This window comes from Vreelandella zhuhanensis (genome assembly GCF_009793355.1).
Classification (GTDB): domain Bacteria; phylum Pseudomonadota; class Gammaproteobacteria; order Pseudomonadales; family Halomonadaceae; genus Vreelandella; species Vreelandella zhuhanensis.
In genome coordinates, this window is the sequence record NZ_WTKP01000008.1 from 192849 (window position 1) to 215770 (window position 22922).

Sequence of the window (22922 nt, forward strand, 5' to 3'; positions counted from 1 at the left end):
GCTGCTCTATGAAAAGGTTCAAGAACATTCTTTTCGTGCTGGGCAATCGCACCGATGAAACCTCGCCGTCGTTGATGCGTGCCATTGCTCTGGCCAAAACCAACCAGGCTGATTTGACGCTGCTATATGTACTTCCGAAGCTTTCATTAACATCCTATTCAAAAAAAATGGGTATTAGCAGTCAGCAGCTCAAGGAAAAGGTGCAGGAACACGAGGAGGCCAGATTACATCAGCTTTTCTCTTCGCTGGAGCCGGATCTTGGGATCAGAACAGAGCTGAAGGTTGGTAAAAGATACCTCGAAAGTATTCGTGCAGTGCAGTCCGAGAGCTTCGATCTGGTTATCAAGGAGGCCGACGCCATCGACTGGTTTTCTCGATTTCTCGGTAGCGACGACATGCATCTCCTGCGCAAGTGCCCCTGCCCGGTTTGGCTGATGAAAAAAGATGAAAAAGCCGATTATCGCAACATCATGGCGGCTGTTGATTTTGACACTGGCAAGGATAAACCGAGCAGCGATGCCCTTAATCAGACCATACTTGATCTTGCCTGCTCATTGTCATTGTCGGAACTGGCAGCGGTTCATGCCGTGAACGTTTATGACGTACCTGAATCCGGATTTATCAGCCTGTGGGTAGAAAATGCGGATAAAGTTGAGCAGGAACTGGCGGAAGATGAGCGTCGTCATAGGCAGTACAGAATGGATGCACTTCTTGACGAGTTAAAAGGCAGAATGGGGGAAGAGACCTATCATTATCTGTCACTGCGTACTCATGTTGTTCCGGGAATTCCAGGTCGTGATCTGCCCAAAATGGTAGAAACTATCAAAGCCGATCTAGTGGTGATGGGAACGGTCGCCCGTACCGGGGTTGCCGGCGTTATTATTGGCAATACCGCAGAGGCCGTTCTTTCACAACTCAACTGTTCCGTGCTGGCGATCAAGCCAAAAGGTTTTGAGTCTCCGATATTCTAGTAGCTTTGAAGTCATGCCCCGGCAAGCTGACGCATCTACAGATTTTTTTTAACAAGGGCTCACGCAGGCCAAGATGTAGGAAATAGGGGCTTGCCTGCGGAGCCAAGCGAAAATGTTCGACCCTCTTCCCGCAGCAGGCAACGTGTCACCCATTTGTCACCTTGCACAGAGCCCAACAAAAAACGGCCACTTGCTCGATGAGCTAAGTGACCGTTTTTACTGAATTTTTTGGTCGGAATAGCAGGATTCGAACCTACGACCTCTGCCTCCCGAAGGCAGCGCTCTACCAAGCTGAGCTATATTCCGATATTGCATCAAACCGCTGTGTGGCTCGACGGTGGTGGATAATACGCATTCTTCTGAGACTTTTCAAGCCTTTTGGGGGCAATTCGTTGCGTTTACGCCTTGCGATCCACTGCAAGATGGGCCAGCTCAGCCATGCTGTCGCGGTACGGGCTGGAGGGGATAATCGCCAATTGTTCCAAGGCCTTGGTTGCCATTTCCTCAGCGCGGGCTCGCGTGTATTCCAGGGCGCCGGTGGCATTGACGATATCCAGCACAGCGTCAAGCTGGTCGAGCCCACCCTGGCGAATGGCTTGGCGAATCAACTTGGCCTGTTCCGGGGTGCCGTTGGCCATGGCATGGATCAACGGCAGGGTGGGTTTGCCTTCAGCCAGATCATCTCCCACGTTCTTGCCCATGGTCGTGGCGTCGCCCTGGTAGTCGAGCAGATCATCGATCAACTGGAAGGCCAGGCCCAGGTAGCGGCCGTAATGCTGGAGAGCGCTTTCCTGTTCCGGTGTGGCGTCGGCGAGTACGGCGCCGCTGTGGGAAGCCGCCTCGAACAGCATGGCGGTCTTGCCCTGAATGGTTTCGAAGTACTCGGCTTCCGAGATATTCGGATTGCCCACGTTGGTCAGTTGCTGAACTTCGCCTTCCGCGATCACACAGGTGGCACTGGAGAGAATGCTCATGATGCGCATCGAGCCGACATTGACCATCATCTGGAAGGAGCGCGAATAAAGAAAGTCGCCGACAAGCACCGAAGGCGCGTTGCCCCAAGCCTCATTGGCGGTTTTCTTGCCGCGACGCATGTGAGACTCGTCGACCACGTCGTCGTGCAGCAACGTCGAGGTGTGCATGAACTCGATCAGCGTGGCCAGGGTGATGTGCTTGTCCTGGTCATAGCCCAGCGAGCGGGCGGCCAGCAACACCAGCAAGGGGCGCAAACGTTTTCCGCCGCTTTCGATAATGTACTGGCCAATGGTTTCTACCAGCGGGATCTTGGAGGCGAGCTGTTCGATAATCGTACGATTGACTGCCATGAAGTCATCCGCCACCACGGCGTGCAGCGGAGAAGGGGAAGGGCTGGCAGGCTGGGAGGACGAGGCTGTGGCTGACATGAGTTCCATCATCGCGGGTAGTGGAGGCGGCAATGGCCGGCTGTATTTCGGTTCATGCTATGGGGCTACCCGTGAGGCGTCAAGGTGATGAAGGTTTCTCGTTGACGAGAGGGTGGCCGTTGTGTTGATGATAGTTGTGGTAGGGTGCAATTGTCGTTATAATCCGCGACCCACTCATCATGCTCCCTGTCAGATGGTTGCCAAAAGAGGCGCCACTCGCCGCAGGTCTATCAAGAGCACGACTCGAAAGAGCGTAAGGCGATGAGAGCCGGAACGCCCGGCATTCACGACAGTCCCGGAGAGAGACATGTACGCAGTTATCAAAAGCGGCGGTAAGCAGTACCGTGTAAAGGAAGGCCAGACGCTCAAGCTCGAGAAACTGGAAATTCCTACCGGTGAAAGCATTGAATTTGACGAAGTGCTGATGGTTGCCGATGGCGAAGACGTCAAGATCGGTGCGCCGATGCTGGAAGGTGCCAAAGTGGCCGCGGAAATCGTGTCTCACGGCCGCGGCGATAAGATCACCATTATCAAGTTCCGTCGTCGTAAGCACAGCATGAAGCGTCAGGGCCACCGTCAGTGGTTCACTGAAGTCAAGATTACTGGAATTTCCGCGTAAGCGGCCAATTCTTCTAGATCAACTTGCTATAGGAGTATTTTGCAATGGCTCATAAGAAGGCAGCCGGCTCCACGCGTAACGGTCGCGATTCCGAATCCAAACGCCTTGGCGTCAAGTTGTATGGTGGCCAGGCGGCAATTGCCGGCAACATTATCGTGCGTCAGCGTGGCACCAAGTTCCACGCCGGTACCGGCGTCGGTTTGGGTCGCGATCACACCCTGTTCGCATTGAACGATGGCGTGATCAAGTTCGAGACCAAGGGTCCGAAAAATCGTAAGTTCGTCAGTGTCGTTTCTGCATAAACGCCCGAACCTGCGATAAAAAAGGCCCCGCCATGGCGGGGCCTTTTTGTCCCTCATTGTTTTTCAAGTGCATATTTTTCAAGTGCACGTTTTTTAAGTACACGTTTTTATGTGCCTGAATGACTCTTTCAGGTACAGGGCGGCGGAAGCGGCCAGGAGAGAGAACCATGCAATTCGTCGATGAAGCCTCGATCATTGTCGAGGCGGGGAAAGGCGGGAATGGCTGCCTGAGCTTTCGCCGCGAGAAATACGTGCCCAAGGGTGGTCCGGATGGCGGTGATGGCGGCCATGGCGGAAGCGTTTACCTGATTGGGGACGATGCTCTCAATACCTTGATTGACTTCAAGTTCCAGCGCTTTTACAAAGCCGAGAACGGCCAGGGCGGCATGGGTCGGCAGATGAGCGGCAAGGCGGGCGAAGACCTGCACGTCAAGGTGCCGGTGGGTACCACGGTCATTGATGAAGATACCCTGGAAGTCATCGCCGACGTTACCGAAATCGGCCAGGTAGTCCTGGTGGGGCAAGGGGGACGTCGAGGGTTGGGTAACATCCATTTCAAATCCTCCACCAACCGCGCGCCACGCAGAATCACCCCGGGTACGGAAGGTGAGCGCCGCAACTTGCGCCTGGAAATGAAGGTGATGGCGGATGTCGGCCTGCTGGGCATGCCTAACGCCGGCAAGTCCACATTGATTCGCTCGGTGTCGGCGGCCAAGCCCAAGGTGGCCAATTATCCTTTCACCACCCTGGTACCCAATCTGGGTGTGGTGAAACTCGGCCTGCACGAACACTTCGTGATGGCGGATGTGCCGGGCTTGATCGAAGGTGCTTCCGATGGCGCCGGCCTGGGCTTGCGCTTTCTCAAGCACCTGACCCGTACCCGCTTGCTGTTGCATGTGGTGGACGTGGCACCGTTTGATGAATCCGACCCGGTCGAGGCTGCCGAGGCGATTATCCACGAGTTGGGACAGTTCTCCCCGACGCTCGCCGAGCTTCCTCGCTGGCTGGTACTCAACAAGCTGGACCTAGTGCCAGAAGAGGACCGCCAAGCGGTGGGCGATGAAATCGTCCAGCGCCTGGGCTGGGAAGGGCCGGTATTTCGTATTTCGGCGATCAGCAGTGAGGGCACCGACGCCCTGGTGCAGGCGGTACACCGCTGGCTCACCGAGCAGCAGCGCCTCGAGCATGAAGATGAAGAGGTTCACGCCCGCGAGCAGGAAATGCGTCGGCGCATGGAAGAAGAATCCGTCGCCCGTACTGAAGCGCGTCTGGGTCGTCGGCGCAAGCCCGCCGAAGGCGAGGAAAGCGATGACGACTTCGACGATGATGATTACGATGTCGAGGTTGAATACGCGCCCTGACAGAAGAGCAATGGATGAGGCTTTCAGGAGGTAAGCGGTGAGCGATGAGCAAGGCCTCGGGCGCGAAGCGTTGGTGCAGGCCAGGCGTGTGGTGATCAAGATCGGCAGCGCCTTGCTGACCAATGACGGCCGCGGGCTGGATGAAGCGGCGATCGGCGGCTGGGTCGACCAGGTGGCTGCCCTGCATCGTCGCGGCATCGATGTGGTGCTGGTGTCTTCCGGTGCGGTGGCGGCTGGCATGGTACGCCTAGGCTGGCAGGCAAGGCCGAGCGCGGTGCATGAATTGCAGGCTGCGGCCGCAGTGGGACAGAACGGCTTGACGCAGTGCTACGAGCAGCATTTTGCCCGCCACGGCCTGGTCACCGCCCAGGTGTTGCTGACCCATGATGACCTTTCCAATCGCAAGCGTTATCTGAATGCACTTTCCGCGCTGCGCACCTTGGTCGACTTGCGCGTGGTGCCGGTGATCAACGAAAACGATACCGTGGTTACCGATGAAATTCGCTTTGGTGACAACGATACCTTGGGGGCGCTGGTCGCCAATCTGCTGGAAGCCGATGCCTTGATCATTCTTACCGATCAGGAGGGCTTGTTCGATGCCGACCCGCGCCATGATCCCGCCGCAAGGTTGATTGCCGAAGGCGATGCCGACGACCCGGCCCTGGCGGCGGTGGCCGGTGGTGGCGGCGCTCTGGGGCGCGGCGGCATGAGCACCAAGGTGCGCGCCGCCACCTTGGCCGCTCGTTCGGGGGCGGTGACCGCGATTGCCAGTGGGCGCCAGGCGAATGTGATTACCCGGCTGGTGGATGGCGAAACCCTGGGTACCTTGTTGCGCCCCAAACAGGCCCCCATGGCGGCTCGCAAGCGCTGGCTGGCCGGGCAACTGCAAGTGCGCGGCAGCCTGACGCTGGACGCCGGTGCGGTAAAAGTGTTGCGCGGCCAAGCCAGTCTGCTTCCGGTGGGCGTCACGGCGGTTTCCGGGAATTTCGTGCGCGGCGACATGGTGGTATGTGTCGACGAGCACGGTGAACCGGTGGCGAAGGGCCTGGTCAATTACGGCGTTGACGATGCCCGACGGCTCCTGGGCCAGCCGAGCCATCAGATAGAAGCCATTCTGGGCTATGTCGAAGCGCCGGAGCTTATCCATCGTGACAACCTGGTGGTGCTTTGAGGCGGGATGATGGCGCTGGCAAGGCTGAAAACAGCGTGATAGAATGCGCCATCCTCTCAGACAAGACCCGTGAACAGGCAGCTTGAACGACAATGCCTGTTGCACCTTATGGCCCACCAATCGTTAGACGATGGTTAGCCAAATCAATCGGTTATTACGCAAAGGCTGTGTGTCAGCAGCCGGCTAATAGTTAATCCGTCGTCCTAGACGACAACCTTTATTCTCCAAGGAGATACTCAGTGGCGAACAGCAAGCAAGCACGCAAGCGCGCCCGTCAGGCCGAGAACCGTCGCGTCCTGAAATCCAGCCAGCGCAGCATGGTCCGCACTTATATCAAGCGCGTGATCAAGGCGATCAGCACCGGTGACCACGCCCAGGCGATGGAGCAGTTCAAAGCCGCTCAGCCGGTGATCGACCGTATCGCTGACAAGGACGTGCTTTCCAAGAAGAAAGCCGCGCGCCTGAAGAGCCGCTTGAACAAGCGTATCAAGGCACTGGCGGCGTAAGCCGGCAAGCGCCAGAAAAAACCGGCTTAGGCCGGTTTTTTTGTGTCTGGATGATCTCATGAACTCCTCTCAGCAAGCCGATGCCTCTCCGCCGTCCGCTTCGCCACCCCCACGCCGGGGGTTGATGCGTTCGGGCCTGATCGTCAGCGCCATGACCATGCTCTCGCGGGTGATGGGACTGGTGCGTGATGTCGTGGTGGCCACGTTCCTGGGTGCCGGAAATGGGGCGGATGCCTTCTTTGTGGCATTCAAGATTCCCAATTTCCTGCGCCGGCTGTTTGCCGAAGGGGCGTTCAACCAGGCGTTCGTGCCGGTGCTGTCGGAATATTCCACCCAGCGCACCCGCCAGGAAATCCGGGAACTGCTCAATGCCGTGGCAGGGAGTCTTACCGCTGTACTGGCGTTGATCACCGCCGTGGCGATGCTGGCGGCCCCTTGGCTGGCGTGGGTATTTGCCCCCGGCTTCGGACGGGACCCGGAAAAGTTGGCGCTCACGGCGGACATGCTGCGGCTGACGTTTCCTTATCTGCTGTTGATCTCGCTCACGGCGTTTTCGGGCAGCGTGCTCAATACCTGGAACCGTTTTGCAGTGCCGGCCTTCACGCCTGTGCTGCTCAATCTCTCCTTGATTGGCTCGGCACTGTTGTTGATGCCGTTGATGAAAGAGCCGGCCATGGCGCTGGCCTGGGGGGTGCTGATAGCCGGGGCGGCGCAGCTGGTGTTTCAGGTGCCGTTCCTGTTGCGTCTGGGATTGATGCCGACCCCTTGGCCCCACTTTGCTCATGAAGGGGTCAAGCGGATACTCAAGCTGATGGTGCCGGCACTGTTCGGGGTTTCGGTGTCCCAGATCAATCTGTTGCTGGATACCGTCCTGGCGTCGTTGCTGACTGCCGGGAGCGTTTCCTGGCTGTACTATTCGGACCGCCTGGTGGAGTTGCCGCTGGGGGTGTTCGGGGTGGCCATTGGCACGGTGATTCTGCCGGCGCTTTCCCGGCGGCATGCCGAGCAGTCGCCGGGTCACTTTGCCGCCATGCTCGATTGGGCCATTCGTACCGTGCTGCTGCTCGGCCTGCCTGCCGCCCTGGCGTTGGCGATTCTTGCCGAACCGCTGCTGATAACCCTGTTTCATTATGGGGCGATGACCGACCACGATATCGCCATGGCGGCAATGAGCTTGCGTGCTTACTCCTTCGGTTTGGTGGCCTTCATGTTGATCAAGGTGCTGGCACCGGGGTTTTTCGCGCGCCAGGATACCGCGACCCCGGTGAAAGTGGGTATCGTGGCGATGGTCGCCAATATGGCGCTCAACCTGATATTGATCTGGTCGTTGGCGCATGCGGGACTGGCGCTGGCCACCGCGCTCTCGGCATTCCTTAATGCTGGGCTTCTGGGATACCTGTTGCACAAGCAGAAAGTACTGGTGTTTCAGCCTGGCTGGGGGCGATATGCTGTGCAGTTGCTGGGCGGCTGCATACTGATGAGCGTGTTGCTTGGGTGGCTGTCTCCCGCCTGGAATGAATGGCTGGGATGGGGGCTATGGCAACGCATCAGATGGATCAGCCTGTTGGTGGTACTGGGGGCGGGCAGTTATTTCGCCTGGCTGGTGGCCTTGGGCATGCGCTGGCGGCATTTTCGTATCGCCGGCTAAATTTTCGCATCGCAGGCTGAGGCGTCACGCCATGGCTGCCAGTCGCCGGGCATTTCGTTATAATCGGTGGTCTTTTGTGGGCCACGTCAACCAGGGCTGAACGGATTTCATGCGCGTCATTCGAGGACTGCACAATCTGCGTGAATCGCATCGTGGCTGCGTGGCGACCATCGGCAATTTCGATGGCGTGCATCGCGGCCATCAGGCGATCCTGGAACAATGCCGCGAACATGCGGCACGGCTTGGCGTGCAGGTTACCGTGGTGGTCTTCGAGCCTCAGCCACGTGAGTTCTTTGCCGGTGACCAGGCGCCGCCACGCCTGACGCGCTTGCGGGAAAAGGTTCGCTTGCTGGCGGAGCACGGCGCCGAGCAGGTGCTGTGCCTACCGTTCAATGACGCCCTGCGCAGCCTAACCGCACGGGAATTCATCGATCAGGTGTTGATCGAAGGGCTGGGTGTACGCCACCTGGTCGTGGGGGATGACTTTCGTTACGGCTGCGATCGCCGCGGCGATTTCACCTTGCTGGAAGCGGTGGGGCGCGAGCATGGCTTCGGTGTCGAGCACACCCGCACCTTTACCCTGGATGACGAACGGGTTTCCAGCAGCCGGGTACGCACATTGCTCCTGAGCGGCAATTTTTCCGCCACCGCCCGTCTGTTGGGGCGCCCTTACAGCGTTTCAGGGCGGGTAGTACGTGACCAACAACTAGGGCGCACCATCGGCGTGCCCACCGCCAATATCCCCTTGTTGCCCCAGCCGCTGACGCTGCGCGGCGTGTACGTGGTGTTCGCCGAACTCGCCGACGGGCGCTATTACGGCGGGGTGGCCAATGTCGGTTGGCGGCCTACGGTCGGGGCGGACCGTCCCACCCTGGAAGTGCATTTATTCGATTTCGAAGGCGACCTCTATGGCGAACGGCTTACGGTCTATCCTTGCGCGCGGCTGCGCGGTGAAATCAAGTTTGACGGTCTCCAGGCCCTTAAAGCGCAGATAAACCACGACCAGGCACGCGCACGGGACTACCTGGCGGCGCATCCCGGCTTGGCCGATGGCACCCTGCATCTGGCTGACGGCTCTTTTCCGCTGGCATCCGCGCCGTTGGGGCGTGATGCAGTAACTTCTTCTGAATCTTCGTCGGCGGGACGTTCCGCCGATCATAACGACGGCTGACCGGACTATGGATTACAAGCACACGCTGAACCTGCCCGAAACCGAATTTCCCATGCGCGGCATGCTGCCCAAGCGTGAGCCGGGCCGGGTTTCCCAGTGGCAGGATATGAAGCTCTACCAGCGCCTGCGCGAAGAGCGGGCGGGAAAACCGCTGTTCGTGCTGCACGATGGCCCTCCTTATGCCAACGGCAGCATTCATATCGGTCACGCCGTCAATAAGATTCTCAAGGATATCATCGTCAAGTCGAAGAACCTGGCGGGTTTCGATGCACCCTATGTGCCGGGCTGGGATTGCCACGGCCTGCCTATCGAACACAAGGTGGAAACCACCCACGGCAAACACCTGGAACCCGAAAAAGCACGCGGTCTATGCCGTGACTACGCCGCTGCCCAGATCGAAACCCAGTTGACCGATTTCGTGCGCCTGGGCGTGGTGGGTGACTGGGATAATCCTTACCGTTCGATGGATTACGTCAACGAAGCCGGGGAAATTCGCGCTCTGGCTGACATGGTCGAGGCAGGCTATGTCTTCAAGGGCTTGAAGCCGGTCAATTGGTGTTTCGATTGCGGCTCGGCGCTGGCCGAGGCCGAAGTCGAGTACGCCGACAAGAAATCCGACGCCATCGATGTCGCCTTCCCGGTGGAAGATGCCGACAAACTGGCCGCCGCCTTTGGCTTGAGCGAACTGCCCAAGCCTGCTGCCGTGGTGATCTGGACCACCACCCCCTGGACGATTCCCGCCAACCAGGCGCTCAACGTCCATCCTGAATTCACCTACGCCCTGGTGGACGTGGGCGAGCGCTTGTTGCTGCTGGTGGAAGACCTGGTGGCCTCGTGCCTGGAGCGCTTCGGCCTGGAAGGCGAGGTGATCGCCACGGCCAAGGGGGAAAGCCTCGACCTGATCAATTTCCGCCATCCGTTTTATGCGCGTCTCTCGCCGGTGTACCTGGCGGAGTATGTGGAAGCCGAGGTCGGCAGCACCGGTATCGTTCACTCGGCGCCCGCCTACGGCATGGACGATTTCATCACCTGCCGTGAGCACGGCATGAGCTTCGACGATATCGAAAGCCCGGTACAGGGCAACGGCGTCTATTCCGATGAACTGCCGTTCTTCGGTGGGCAAATGATCTGGAAGGCCAATCCGCATATCATCGAAAAACTGCGCGAAGTGGGTGCGTTGATGGCGCATACGCCTATCAAGCACAGCTACATGCACTGCTGGCGTCACAAGACGCCTGTGATCTATCGCGCCACCGCCCAGTGGTTCGTGGGCATGGACGTGGCGGGCAAGGACGGCAAGACCCTGCGTGAACGAGCGCTTGAAGGTATCGAGGCCACCGAATTCACGCCCGCCTGGGGTCAGGCGCGTTTGCACTCGATGATCGCCAACCGCCCGGACTGGTGCATCTCGCGCCAACGCAATTGGGGCGTGCCGATTCCGTTCTTCCTCGACAAGGCCAGCGGCGAACTGCATCCGCGCACCGTCGAGCTGATGGAAGAAGCCGCCAAGCGTGTCGAGAAGCAAGGCATCGATGCCTGGTTCCGTCTCGAGCCTTCCGAGCTTCTCGGCGAAGAGGCGGATAATTACGAAAAAGTCACCGATACCCTGGATGTCTGGTTCGACTCCGGCACCACCCATCGCCACGTGCTGCGCGGCTCGCACCCCCACGGTCACGACCAGGGGCCGATCGCGGATCTGTACCTGGAGGGTTCCGACCAGCACCGCGGCTGGTTCCACTCCTCGCTGCTGACGGGCTGTGCCATCGACGGCCATCCGCCTTATCGTCAACTGCTGACCCATGGTTTCACCGTGGACGCTCAGGGTCGCAAGATGTCCAAGTCGGTCGGCAACGTGGTCGCCCCGCAGACCGTCATGGACAAGCTCGGCGCGGATATCCTGCGCCTCTGGGTGGCCTCCACCGATTATTCCGGTGAGATGGCGGTTTCGGATGAAATCCTCACGCGTACCGCCGATGTGTATCGCCGGATTCGCAACACCTCGCGTTTTCTGCTTTCCAACCTGAATGGCTTCGAACCGCAGCGTGATCAGGTGGCGTTCAAGGACATGCTGGCGCTGGATCAGTGGGTGGTGGATCGCGCCGCACAACTCCAGGCGCGTATCGACAAGGCCTATGAAGAGTACCGCTTCCTGGATGTTTATCAGCAGGTGCATGGTTTCTGTGCCCGCGAGCTGGGCGGCTTCTACCTGGATGTGATCAAGGACCGTCAGTACACCACCCAGGCCGACTCCCTGGCCCGGCGCAGCGCTCAAACCGCGCTGTATCAGGTCGTCGAAGCGCTTTCCCGCTGGGTGGCACCGATCCTTTCCTTCACCGCCGAGGAAATTTACGAGCATATTCCCGGCAAGCGTGGCGACAGTGTGCTGCTGGAAACCTACTACACCGGCCTGGGCATGCTTGAGGCTGACGCCTCCATGGGGCGTGATTTCTGGGAGCAGGTGCTGGACGTCAAGCAGGCGGTCAACAAGCGCCTGGAAGATGCGCGTAACGCCAAGCTGATCAAAGGCAGCCTGGCCGCCGAAGTGACCTTGTTCGTGGATGACTCGCTGCGCGCCACCCTGGAGAAGCTGGGCGATGAACTGCGTTTCGTGATGCTGACCAGCGACGTGACGCTGGCGCCCTTGGCCGAGGCAGGCAGTGCCGAAGCCACCGAGCTTGACGGCTTGAAAGTCGCGGTTGCCGCGAGCCCTCACCAGAAGTGCGAACGTTGCTGGCATCACCGTGAAGACGTAGGCACCCATGCCGATCATCCCGACCTCTGTGGTCGCTGTATCAGCAACCTGCCGGAAGGACCGGGTGAAGTGCGTCACTATGCTTGAAGAAAACATGCCGCCCATGCGCCAGCCACTGCGCTGGCTGTGGCTGTCCCTGGCGGTGATCGTGCTGGATCTGGCCACCAAATACGCCGCCAGCGCCATGCTCGGCTATGCTCAACCGGTGGAAGTGCTGCCGTTTTTCAACTTGACGCTACTGCATAACACCGGTGCCGCCTTCAGCTTCCTGGCAAGCCACCCCGGCTGGCAGCGATGGTTCTTCGCCTTGGTCGCTATCGGGGCCAGTGTGGGCTTGACTATCTGGTTGCGTCGGCTCAAGGCCGATGAAACCCTGTTGGCAGGCTCACTGGCATTGATCATCGGCGGGGCGCTGGGCAATCTGTATGACCGCCTTGTGCATGGCTATGTGGTGGATTTTCTCTCCTTCCATGTGGCGGGCTGGTACTACCCGGCCTTCAACGTGGCGGATATCGCGATTACCCTGGGTGCCGCCGGCCTGATCTGGGAGTCGCTGTTCGGTGAAAAACGCAGACGCAGCCAGCGCCAATCCTAATCCTGTATTTTGACGACGAGTGCCCTATGACCGATTATCCGATAGATGAAAACATGGAAGTCACCCTGCACTTCACCCTGAAACTGGAAGATGGCACGGTGGTGGATACCACGCGGGAGAAAGCGCCCGCCACCTTTCAGTTCGGCGACGGCAACCTGCCGCCGGGATTTGAAAACCCGCTGAAAGGGCTGAAAAAAGGCGAAACCGGCTGTTTCACCATTACCCCGGAGCATGCTTTCGGCCAGCAGAATCCTCAGAATGTCCAGCTGCTCAAGCTTGACGATTTTGGTGATGAAACGCCGGAAATCGGCATGGTGATGTCGTTTGCCGATGCCGCGGGGGGTGAACTGCCCGGGGTGGTCAAGAGCATCGAGGGCAATCAGGTGGAAGTGGACTTTAACCATCCGCTGGCTGGGCGTACCCTGACGTTTGATGTAGAAGTGCTGGAGGTGACGCCTGTTACGACTCACTAACGGTCGCTCCTTTATAGCGTACTTCCCGTTATCACTCGACACGATGCCCACCGGCATCAAGGCAAGGCTTCTTTATGCAAACCCCGCCTGTGGAACAGACCTCCATGCAAATCAAGCTCGCCAACCCGCGTGGCTTCTGCGCCGGTGTGGATCGTGCCATCGAAATCGTCAATCGCGCCCTGGATGTGTTCGGCCCGCCGATCTACGTGCGCCATGAAGTCGTGCATAATCGCTTCGTGGTGGAAACGCTGCGCGAACGCGGCGCGATTTTCGTCGAAGAACTGCACGAAGTACCGGATGACGTCATCGTGATCTTCTCGGCTCACGGGGTTTCCCGCGCGGTTCAGGAAGATGCCCAGCGACGTAGGCTGAAAGTGTTCGATGCTACCTGCCCGTTAGTCACCAAGGTGCATATGGAAGTGCTGCGCTACGCCAAGCGCGGCCAGGAATGCGTGCTGATCGGCCATGAAGGCCATCCGGAAGTGGAAGGCACCATGGGGCGTTACGATACCCAGCATGGCGGCCACATCTATCTGGTGGAAGACGAAGCGGATGCCGCTCGGCTTGAGGTCAAAAATCCGAGCACCCTGGCGTTCGTCACCCAGACGACGCTCTCCATGGACGACACCGCCAAGGTGATCGATGTGCTGCGCGGAAAGTTTCCCGAGATCCAGGGTCCGCGCAAGGATGACATTTGCTACGCCACTCAAAACCGCCAGGACGCCGTGCGCGAGCTTGCCGCGGAAAGTGATTTACTGCTGGTGGTGGGAAGCCCGAACAGCTCCAATTCCAACCGCTTGCGTGAGCTTTCCGAGCGTATGGGCACCCCGGCTTATCTGATCGACAACGCCGAGCAGATTCAGCCGGATTGGCTCGAAGGGGTAAGCAATATCGGCATTACCGCCGGCGCCAGTGCACCGGAAGTATTGGTCAAGGGCGTGATAGAGCGGTTGCAGTCCCTGGGTGCGACAGTGCCGCAAGAGCTTGCCGGGCGTGAAGAAACCATCACCTTTTCCATGCCGACCGAGCTGCGTCAAGCGGTGATTGCCAGCAGTTGATGCAAACCGTACCAGTTTGAGACATACTGAAACGGTATGAAAAAACTGGTACAGGAGAGCATCCGCGTGACCAGAATCCTCCTTTCTCATCGCGCTGGCCGGCCCACCGCCCGCCAGCGTGGCTTTACCCTGATCGAGTTGATGATCGTCGTAGCGATCATCGGCATCATCGCCTCCGTGGCCTATCCCAGCTATACCCGCTATGTGGAGCGCAGCCAGCGCGCTGAAGCCAAAACTGTGCTGATGGAGGCGGCGAGTTACCTGGAGCGCTGTTATACCAATAGTTACAGCTATGTAGGTTGTACTGCTGCCAACGACTATCTTGATAGGCAATCAAATGACTTATATACATTTGCTGGTGAAAATGCCGGTATTGATGCCACTGCCGGAAGCTATACAGTTAGTGCAATAGGCGAAGCAGGACGTGTGAAAACTGAGTGCGCGACTTTGGTGCTACATAGTGATGGTGATCGTACTCCTAGCGACTGCTGGTAGTTTATGAAAAAATCTGGCTTCACGCTGATTGAACTGCTGATCACCCTGGCCATCGCCGCCATTCTGGCCACGGTGGCCGTCCCTGCGTTTTCCACGTTCCTTGCCCGCCAGCAGCTGGCCAGCGATGTGAACGAGATGATTTCCGTGCTGAGTTTTGCGCGGAGCGAGGCGATCAAGCAGCGTACTGAGGTAAGCGCTGTAGTTTCTAGTGGGGCACCTTGGTCGATTACGGTGACGCGCGATAGTAATAATCAGACGTTACGCCGTGCACAGGGAAAAAATAATGATATCGAGATTAGCATCGATGATTCCGAAAGTAATTCTAATAATATTTCGTTGACCTTTGGCTCACTTGGCGAGCGAAAAAGCTGTGTTCCTTCAGAGTGTAGTTTTACGGTGAGTCACGATGATGTAGTTACTTCTCGGCTAATTGTGATAAGCCCTGCTGGTGGCATTCGAAGGGAGAAACCGGACAATGAATAAACAACACGGTTTTAGCCTTATCGAAGCGTTGGTAGCGCTGTTGGTGCTGTCATTTGGTCTTGTCGGGGTGGCAGCGATGCAGCTTAAAGCACTGCAAAGCGCCACCGCTGGTTATCAGCGCTCGGTGGCAACGCTGGCCGCTGTGGATGCCCAGGAAAGACTATGGGCGGAGTTGGTGAAAATGGCTCAAGATTCAGAAGATACTCGCCAAGATTGCTCTGAAATTGAAGATGATTATGTAAAAGGTATTGAAATCAATTGGCAAGCAGACTGGTTTGAGTCAAGCACAGCAACTCCACTTCGACAGTTCTCGGGTAATATTAGCGGCGGGGATGAAGAGTGTGAGTTTAATATTGAGATAGTTTTTGATAGTGATCCCGATAGCCAGGATTCCTTTATGTACACCTTCCGTCTTCCAAAACTGGAGGAATCCTAATGTCATTCTATCGGCAAAAAGGCTTCACCCTTGTCGAACTGATGGTCGCGATGGTGATCGGTACCATTATTGTCCTTGGGGCTGGGCAACTGTTTCTTACTACCTTTCAAACCTTTCGCCAAGTTGATGAGCTGAGTCGTAAACAAGAAACGTTGATTTTTGCAGCGAATACGCTGGTCAGAAGTATACGAAGAGGTGAAATAGCTCGGTTTGAAATAAGATCTCCTGATGATAGTGATTGGGATGCCCACACGATTTACGATACACAAGAAAATGACCATGTTGTTGGTGGATTGAGAGAATGTGGTGAAGAAGTGTTAATAGTTGAAGATTCTGTGCTTTCCAATGTCTATATAGTGACATTGTGTCTAGAAAACGAAGAAACGCCTATCGTGTTTCGTGTTGCCGATCGCCGCACCATCATAAACAATTAGATGATTTTTTATTCGAAAAGCACCTTTTTAAGACGACAAACTATCGAGGAGTGGTCATGAAAAAACAACAAGGTGCCGCACTCATTATCGTTCTCGCCCTTTTAGCCGGCTCATTAATGCTCGGCCTTTCTGGTATGAACTCCGCCTTGATTGATGAACGGCTGGCGGGTAATTACCGGGCAGCATCCTTGGCTCAGATGGCTGCCGAAGATATGGCCGGATATATTAGAAAAAATTATGAATATCTTGAAATAGATGATGATATTGAAAGAAAAGATGAAAATGATTGGAATATAATAAAAATGGAAGAAGTTGGCTTTTCTGAGAATGAAGATGTCACCTTGCAGCGAAGCTATTCTGCATGTCATTCAACCACCAGCGGTACCGATGCTTGTGAGCAAGTCTATCAGTGGCTAACTGATAAACTCCTGGAGGTCCCCTTTTATATCGCGCGTGGGCAGGTTATGGAAGGTAATGGTGGAAAAATAGTGGCAAAACACCTTGTGGTTGTTGGTAAAGCTTCACCTTTAACTACACCACTTTTATGCGTAGGCAGTGGCTGTCCCGATGAAATGCCAGGCTCCTTGGAAGGCTATTTTTCTGATAAAGAACACCCTTTGCCAGATGATTTTATTTGTCAGGGCGGTGGTAATAGTGGAAATAGTAAAAAAAGCTGCAGAACCAATCCGAATGAAGATTCGGATGTTAAATATTATAGAAAAATTAATAGCCTCGGCTCGTGGGTGGGCTTTGTTAATGGCTTAGCAGATGAAGTTTTTGAAGGTAATGATTTGCCTGAAGGAGAGCGCTACCAGCCTGAAGTTTTTGTTATTGAAGGAGACGAAAATAAAGTTTCTTCCAAGGTAAATACTTCGGGAGTAATAGTGATTAGAGATGGTGCAACATTCGAGGCCGGTGGAGGTGGAACTCACGAGGGGCTAATAATAGTAGCAGAAGGTGGTCATTTAAGTGTGAAAGGAACTTATAGTATTTATGGCTCAATTGTCGCTTTGGGAGATCTTAATGGCATTGATTTTTCAGGTGGCGGCGGAGGTGATGGCGTCCGGTATAATACAGAAGCTCTGACAGGAATCCCTAAAGGTGAAGTCGACTACGTCTGGTTCTCCCTCTGAGCTGTAGGTCGCCTTGCCAATGGCGGCGCGTTATCATACCCCCCATTTGACCAAGAGCCTGATGTTCATGAGCAAGCCTTCCGATAAAACCCGCGTTCTTACCGGTATCACCACCACCGGTACCCCCCACCTCGGCAACTACGTCGGGGCGATCAAGCCGGCGATTGAAGCCAGCCAAGACCCCAACGTTCAGTCGTTCTACTTTCTGGCCGATTACCACGCCCTGATCAAATGCCAGGACCCCAAGCGGGTGCAGGAATCCCGCCTGGAAAGCGCCGCCACCTGGCTGGCGCTGGGGCTGGATACCGATAATGCCATTTTCTATCGCCAGTCGGATATTCTGGAAATTCCCGAACTCACCTGGATGCTTTCCTGCGTATGCGCCAAAGGTTTGATGAACCGCGCCCATGCCTATAAAGCCGCGGTGGCGGAAAACGAAGCGGCGGAAAATCAGGATGCCGATAAAGGCATCACCATGGGGCTGTTCGGTTACCCGGTGCTGATGGCGGCGGATATCTTGATGTTCAACGCCAATAAAGTGCCGGTGGGGCGCGATCAGATTCAGCATATCGAGATGGCGCGCGATATCGCCGGGCGCTTCAATCACCTCTACAAGGGACAGTATTTCACCTTGCCGGAAGCCGTGGTCGATGAAAAAGTCGAAGTGCTGGCCGGGTTGGACGGGCGCAAGATGTCCAAGAGTTACAACAACACCATTCCGTTGTTCGTCTCAGAAAAGAAGCTCCAGAAGCTGGTGCGCAAGGTCAAGACCAACTCTCTTGAACCCGGTGAACCCAAGGATCCGGATAGCTGTACCCTGTTTCAGATCTACTCGGCGTTCGCCACTGCCGAGGAAACCGCTGCCATGCGCACCGACTATGCCAACGGCATCGGCTGGGGCCAAGCCAAGGATCGCGTCTTCGAGTATTTGAATGAACATCTGCGTGAGCCACGCGAGCGCTACAACCGCTTGATGGAAGATCCCGCGCATATCGAAAGCGTGCTGCATAAAGGCGCCGAGCGTGCACGGGCCGAGGCGGCAACCACCATGGAGCGTCTGCGCGCTACGGTGGGCTTGGGACGCTTCGTTTGACAGCGCCGCTGCCAGCAAAAGAACCTGCTGCCTACGGCTAGTCGGGCACTGATGCCTGAAGCAGGCATCATGTCTATTGTGTGGCCGCATGTTTGTTGAAAGACGCCACGAAAGAGCGTCATATGTATCGAACCGGTCCAACTGCCTGCAGATAGAGAGTGTTCATGACTACCAAGAGCAAACGCCCCTTATATATTCCTTATGCCGGCCCCTCATTGCTGGAAATGCCGTTGCTCAACAAAGGCAGCGCCTTCACCCAAGAAGAGCGGCTGGCGTTCAACTTGATTGGTCTGCTGCCGCAAAAAGTGGAAACCATCGAGGATCAGTTGGAGCGGGTCTATCGTCAATACCAGCAGTGTCATGGTGACCTTGAACGCCATATCCACCTGCGGGCGATTCAGGATGACAACGAGACGCTGTATTTTCGTATGGTATCGCAACATCTCGAAGAGATGCTGCCGATCATCTACACCCCGACGGTCGGTAAGGCGTGTCAGGAATTTTCCAATATCTACCGCAATCACCGGGGACTGTTCATCAGTTACCAGGATCGCGAGCACATGGAAGATATTCTGCGCAGTGCGACCAAGGACAATGTCAAAGTGATCGTGGTCACCGATGGTGAGCGTATCCTGGGCCTAGGCGATCAGGGCATCGGGGGGATGGGTATTCCCATCGGGAAGCTGGCGCTGTACACCGCCTGCGGTGGTATCAGCCCAGCCTACACCTTGCCGATCATGCTCGATGTGGGGACCAACAACCAGGCGCTGCTGGATGACCCCATGTACATGGGGTGGCGCCACGAGCGTGTTGACCAGGAAGACTATGACGCTTTCATGGAAGAATTCATCACCGCCGTGAAACGGCGCTGGCCGGATGTCCTGCTGCAGTTCGAAGACTTCGCCCAGGCCAATGCCATGCCACTTCTGGAGCGCTACCGCGATGAACTCTGTTGCTTTAATGACGACGTCCAAGGCACGGCCTCGGTCGTTGTGGGCACCTTGATGGCAGCGTGCCAGGCCCGCGGTGAAACTATTGCCGATCAGCGTGTGGTGTTCGTGGGCGGTGGCTCCGCCGGCTGTGGTATTGCCGAGCAGGTCGTGGTGGCCATGCAGGCACAAGGGCTTTCGGAAAGCGCAGCCCGCCAACGCATAGGCATGGTGGACCGCGATGGCCTGATGACCACCGACCAGGCGTGGCAACGGGAGTTTCAACGCCGCCTGGCCCACGACCCGGCCCTGGTGGCCGAATGGAATGGCCAAGGGCTGGAAGAGACCGTTGCCCAGCTCAAACCGACTGTGTTGATCGGGGTTTGCGGGCGTAAAGGCATCTTTACCGAGTCGGTGATTCGTACCATGCATGCCGGTTGTGAGAATCCTGTGATCATGCCGCTTTCCAATCCGACCTCTCAAGCGGAAGCGCTGCCGGAAGACGTTATTCGTTGGACTGATGGCAAGGCATTGGTGGCCACCGGCAGTCCCTTTGCACCGGTGGTATATGAGGGGCGTACCTACCCTATCGCTCAGTGCAACAATGCGTATATCTTCCCCGGTATTGGTCTGGGCGTGGTGGCGGCCAGGGCAACCCGTGTGACTGACGACATGTTGATGAGTGCATCCAGGGCGTTGGCGCGTGAAGCACCGCTGGTCAAGGAGGGTAAAGGCAGCTTGTTGCCGCCCTTGTCGCGTATCAAGGAAATCAGCAAGTCGATTGCCTTTGAAGTGGCCGCGCAGGCTCAGCAGAACGGGGTGGCCTTGAAAACCGGCGGCACCGAGCTGCGTAATGCCATTGAGCGTGCCAGCTGGACCCCTGAGTACCGTGAGTACCGGCGTCGCGCTTTTTGATTCGATTTCTGTTGCAGACAAAATGTTGCAGGCAAAAAAACCCCCACCGAGGTGGGGGTTGCAAGCATTGGCAAGTTCTTACTTCAGGCTGCGCCGATCATCTTGCGCAGCACGTAGTGAAGGATACCACCATGGCGGTAGTAAGCCAGCTCGTCGGCGGTATCAATTCGGCACTTGGCTTCAACGGTCGTTTCCCCATCGGCACCTTCGATAATCACATTGACTGTGCCCCCCGGCGTGAGATCCGCCAATCCAGCGATGGAAATCTTTTCATCACCGGTTAGGCCCAGGCTCTTGCGGTCCTGGCCTTCGGGGAATTGCAGCGGGACGACGCCCATGCCGATCAGGTTGGAGCGGTGGATACGTTCAAAGGATTCCGCCAGCACGGCACGTACCCCGAGCAGCCGCGTACCCTTGGCCGCCCAGTCACGGCTGGAACCGGTGCCGTATTCCTTCCCCGCAATCACTACCAGGGGTGTGCCTTCTTCGGCGTACTTCATTGCCGCGTCATAGATTGGCATCTGTTCGCCTGACGGCACGTGACGGGTTTCGCCACCCACGACGTCCTCGAGCATTTCATTTCTGATACGCACATTGGCAAAGGTGCCGCGCATCATGACTTCGTGGCTGCCACGGCGAGAACCGTAGGAGTTGAAGTCCACCGGCTTGACGCCGTGATCTTGAAGATAGCGCCCAGCGGGGCTATCGGGCTTGATTGCCCCGGCGGGGGAGATATGGTCGGTGGTCACGGAGTCGCCGAGCATGGCCAAGACGCGGGCGTCGCTGACGTCTTCGATCGCCTCGGGTTCGCGGCCCATGCCTTCAAAGAACGGCGGGTGCTGAATGTAGGTGGACTCCGGCCACTGGTAGACCTTGCTTTCAGGCACCTTGATAGCTTTCCAGACGGCATCGCCCTCGAACACTTCGGCATATTCCTTGCGGAACATCTCGGTATTGACCTTTTCCACGGCCTCGGCGATTTCCGCCTGACTGGGCCAGATATCCTTGAGATAGACGGGGTTGCCGTCGCTATCGTTGCCCAACGGCTCCTGGGTAAGGTCACGGCGCATGTTGCCGGCCAGGGCATAGGCCACCACCAAGGGGGGCGAGGCCAGCCAGTTGGTCTTGACCATCGGATGAATGCGCCCTTCGAAATTACGGTTGCCCGAAAGTACCGATGCTACCGTGAGATCGCCTTTTTCAATGGCTTCGTCAATGGCTTCGGGAAGCGGGCCGGAATTGCCGATACAGGTGGTGCAGCCGTAACCGACCAGATTGAAGCCCAGGGCGTTGAGGTCTTCGGTAAACCCGGCGGCGGCGAGGTAATCGGTGACTACCTTGGAACCCGGCGCCAGGGAGGTCTTGACCCAAGGCTTGGTGGAGAGACCCTTTTCGCGGGCTTTGCGCGCCACGAGCCCGGCGGCCATCATGACGCTGGGATTTGAGGTATTGGTACAGGAGGTAATGGCGGCGATCACCACTGCGCCAGGGTCGAGATGGAAGCTGTTGCCCTCGAGATTGACTTCCTGGCTGTCGGTATGCGAAAGGCTCCGTTCAGCGCCTACCGCGGTTTGACCACCGCCTTCGGAAAGTAGCTTGCCTTTTTCCGTGGAGGAAGGCTTATCGTCGTCGGACATGACGCTTTCGAACGCGGTCTGCATGTCTTTCAGCGCGACACGATCCTGCGGCCGCTTGGGCCCGGCCAGGCTGGCTTCGACCTCGCTCATGTCCAGCTGCAGGTTATCGCTGAAAACCGGCTCATCCCCGGGCTCGCGCCACAGTCCCTGGGCTTTGCTGTAGGCTTCGACCAGCGCGACGTGTTCATCTTCACGACCGGTTAGGCGCAGGTAGTTCAGGGTTTCTGCATCGACCGGGAAAAAACCGCAGGTGGCGCCGTATTCCGGTGCCATATTGGCGATAGTGGCGCGGTCGGCGAGCGGCAGGTCGTCAAGGCCGTCACCATAGAATTCCACGAACTTGCCCACGACCCCTTTGCTGCGCAACATCTGGGTAACGGTGAGCACCAGGTCGGTGGCGGTGATCCCTTCCTTGAGCTTGCCGGTCAATTTGAAGCCAACCACCTCGGGAATCAACATGGAAATCGGCTGACCCAGCATGGCGGCTTCAGCCTCGATACCGCCCACGCCCCAGCCGAGTACGCCCAGGCCGTTGATCATGGTGGTGTGGGAATCGGTGCCCACCAGGGTGTCGGGGTAAGCAAAGGTCTTGTCGCCCTCTTGCTTGGTCCACACCGTCCTGCCCAGATATTCCAGGTTGACCTGGTGGCAGATGCCGGTACCCGGCGGCACCACGCGGAAATTATCGAAAGCATCCTGGCCCCACCGCAAGAATTCATAGCGTTCCCGGTTACGCTGCATTTCGATGTCGACGTTTTCCTGAAAGGCGTCAGGGTCACCGAAATTATCCACCATGACGGAGTGGTCGATAACCAGGTCTACCGGGGAGAGGGGGTTGATCCTTGAAGGATCTTCGCCGAGCTTTTCCACCGCTGCGCGCATGGAGGCAAGATCCACCACACCGGGAACGCCGGTGAAGTCCTGCATCAAAACCCGTGCCGGGCGGTAACCGATCTCGCGGGTCGAGCGGGCGTCTTTCTGCCAATCAACCAGCGCCTGCATGTCGTCCTGGGAAACACTTTCTTCGTCGACGAAACGTAGTTGATTTTCCAGCAGGATCTTGAGGGTCTTGGGCAGGCGGTCGATATTACCCAGTGTTTCGGCCGCTTGAGGAAGACTGTAGTAATGATAGGTAGTGCCACCTGCATCAAGCGTATGCAGGGTATCGGGTATCTTGCTCATGCAGTTCTCCTTCTTGGCTTTACCAGTTCGATGTTGCTTTCATTATGGCTCAACCTATCAATAACACATGGGCGTGTTAAGTGTGGGTTTCAAGAGGAAAGCCCAACGCGAGGTGTTTCCCCTTGCCTTGGGTTGCGCTTGGCACCATTTCAGGC

The 22922-nt window shown here is 57.0% G+C and carries 21 protein-coding genes and 1 tRNA gene; 19 read left to right on the forward strand and 3 right to left on the reverse strand.

Annotated elements, in window-relative coordinates; all coding sequences use genetic code 11:
• Window positions 1-8: 8 nt before the first annotated feature.
• Window positions 9-971 (forward strand): universal stress protein, encoded by a 963-nt coding sequence (locus tag GPM19_RS12525; protein WP_160419364.1) that lies wholly within the window; start codon window positions 9-11, stop codon window positions 969-971.
• 229 nt (window positions 972-1200) lie between these two features.
• On the opposite strand, the gene GPM19_RS12530 is transcribed toward GPM19_RS12525, so the two are convergent.
• Both GPM19_RS12530 and ispB read right to left on the reverse strand, forming a co-directional pair.
• Window positions 1201-1277 (reverse strand) — tRNA-Pro (locus GPM19_RS12530).
• A 92-nt stretch (window positions 1278-1369) separates the two neighbouring features.
• On the reverse strand, window positions 1370-2374 hold the full coding sequence (ispB, locus tag GPM19_RS12535; protein ID WP_160419365.1) for an octaprenyl diphosphate synthase: 1005 nt from the start codon (window positions 2372-2374) through the stop codon (window positions 1370-1372).
• Between the two features lie 307 nt (window positions 2375-2681).
• Here ispB and rplU point away from each other — a divergent pair, with 307 nt between their 5' ends.
• From rplU to GPM19_RS12625, 18 genes are all read left to right on the forward strand, one after another.
• Window positions 2682-2993, forward strand: a complete 312-nt coding sequence (rplU, locus tag GPM19_RS12540) for a 50S ribosomal protein L21 (RefSeq protein ID WP_114487145.1) — start codon at window positions 2682-2684, stop codon at window positions 2991-2993.
• 44 nt (window positions 2994-3037) lie between these two features.
• Window positions 3038-3295 (forward strand): 50S ribosomal protein L27, encoded by a 258-nt coding sequence (rpmA, locus tag GPM19_RS12545; protein WP_160419366.1) that lies wholly within the window; start codon window positions 3038-3040, stop codon window positions 3293-3295.
• A gap of 167 nt (window positions 3296-3462) precedes the next feature.
• Window positions 3463-4656 (forward strand): Obg family GTPase CgtA, encoded by a 1194-nt coding sequence (gene cgtA, locus GPM19_RS12550; protein ID WP_160419367.1) that lies wholly within the window; start codon window positions 3463-3465, stop codon window positions 4654-4656.
• Between the two features lie 37 nt (window positions 4657-4693).
• Window positions 4694-5827 (forward strand): glutamate 5-kinase, encoded by a 1134-nt coding sequence (gene proB, locus GPM19_RS12555; protein ID WP_160419368.1) that lies wholly within the window; start codon window positions 4694-4696, stop codon window positions 5825-5827.
• Window positions 5828-6066: 239 nt separating this feature from the next.
• Window positions 6067-6333 (forward strand): 30S ribosomal protein S20, encoded by a 267-nt coding sequence (rpsT, locus tag GPM19_RS12560; RefSeq protein ID WP_114487149.1) that lies wholly within the window; start codon window positions 6067-6069, stop codon window positions 6331-6333.
• Window positions 6334-6391: 58 nt separating this feature from the next.
• Window positions 6392-7981 (forward strand): murein biosynthesis integral membrane protein MurJ, encoded by a 1590-nt coding sequence (murJ, locus tag GPM19_RS12565; RefSeq protein ID WP_227842400.1) that lies wholly within the window; start codon window positions 6392-6394, stop codon window positions 7979-7981.
• A 109-nt stretch (window positions 7982-8090) separates the two neighbouring features.
• Complete coding sequence (gene ribF / locus GPM19_RS12570) at window positions 8091-9152, forward strand: bifunctional riboflavin kinase/FAD synthetase (protein WP_160419369.1); 1062 nt, start codon at window positions 8091-8093, stop codon at window positions 9150-9152.
• Between the two features lie 7 nt (window positions 9153-9159).
• Window positions 9160-11991, forward strand: coding sequence for an isoleucine--tRNA ligase (ileS, locus tag GPM19_RS12575; RefSeq protein WP_202114814.1), 2832 nt, complete (start codon window positions 9160-9162; stop codon window positions 11989-11991).
• Window positions 11984-12499: a signal peptidase II gene (gene lspA / locus GPM19_RS12580; RefSeq protein WP_227842402.1), complete on the forward strand. Its 516-nt coding sequence runs from the start codon at window positions 11984-11986 to the stop codon at window positions 12497-12499. Before ileS ends, lspA begins: the two co-directional genes overlap by 8 nt.
• Window positions 12500-12525: 26 nt before the next feature.
• On the forward strand, window positions 12526-12972 hold the full coding sequence (gene fkpB / locus GPM19_RS12585) for an FKBP-type peptidyl-prolyl cis-trans isomerase (RefSeq protein WP_160419371.1): 447 nt from the start codon (window positions 12526-12528) through the stop codon (window positions 12970-12972).
• Window positions 12973-13076: 104 nt separating this feature from the next.
• Entirely contained in the window at window positions 13077-14030 is a 954-nt protein-coding gene (gene ispH / locus GPM19_RS12590; protein ID WP_160419400.1) for a 4-hydroxy-3-methylbut-2-enyl diphosphate reductase, read from the forward strand.
• A 36-nt stretch (window positions 14031-14066) separates the two neighbouring features.
• Window positions 14067-14525, forward strand: coding sequence for a type IV pilin protein (locus tag GPM19_RS15535; protein WP_160419372.1), 459 nt, complete (start codon window positions 14067-14069; stop codon window positions 14523-14525).
• Window positions 14526-14528: 3 nt separating this feature from the next.
• The gene (locus tag GPM19_RS12600) at window positions 14529-15008 is read left to right on the forward strand and encodes a GspH/FimT family pseudopilin (RefSeq protein WP_160419373.1); all 480 of its coding nucleotides are present in this window, start codon (window positions 14529-14531) and stop codon (window positions 15006-15008) included.
• The gene (gene pilV / locus GPM19_RS12605) at window positions 15001-15444 is read left to right on the forward strand and encodes a type IV pilus modification protein PilV (protein ID WP_160419374.1); all 444 of its coding nucleotides are present in this window, start codon (window positions 15001-15003) and stop codon (window positions 15442-15444) included. The genes GPM19_RS12600 and pilV overlap by 8 nt, the downstream gene beginning before the upstream one ends.
• Entirely contained in the window at window positions 15444-15878 is a 435-nt protein-coding gene (locus GPM19_RS12610) for a PilW family protein (RefSeq protein ID WP_160419375.1), read from the forward strand. The genes pilV and GPM19_RS12610 overlap by 1 nt, the downstream gene beginning before the upstream one ends.
• A 56-nt stretch (window positions 15879-15934) precedes the next feature.
• On the forward strand, window positions 15935-17011 hold the full coding sequence (locus GPM19_RS12615) for a pilus assembly PilX family protein (protein ID WP_160419376.1): 1077 nt from the start codon (window positions 15935-15937) through the stop codon (window positions 17009-17011).
• 67 nt (window positions 17012-17078) lie between these two features.
• The gene (locus GPM19_RS12620; RefSeq protein ID WP_160419377.1) at window positions 17079-18104 is read left to right on the forward strand and encodes a tryptophan--tRNA ligase; all 1026 of its coding nucleotides are present in this window, start codon (window positions 17079-17081) and stop codon (window positions 18102-18104) included.
• A 164-nt stretch (window positions 18105-18268) separates the two neighbouring features.
• Window positions 18269-19948: an NAD-dependent malic enzyme gene (locus GPM19_RS12625; protein WP_160419378.1), complete on the forward strand. Its 1680-nt coding sequence runs from the start codon at window positions 18269-18271 to the stop codon at window positions 19946-19948.
• Window positions 19949-20031: 83 nt separating this feature from the next.
• Here GPM19_RS12625 and acnA read toward each other — a convergent pair whose 3' ends face one another.
• Window positions 20032-22767 (reverse strand): aconitate hydratase AcnA, encoded by a 2736-nt coding sequence (acnA, locus tag GPM19_RS12630; protein WP_160419379.1) that lies wholly within the window; start codon window positions 22765-22767, stop codon window positions 20032-20034.
• Window positions 22768-22922 lie beyond the last annotated feature (155 nt).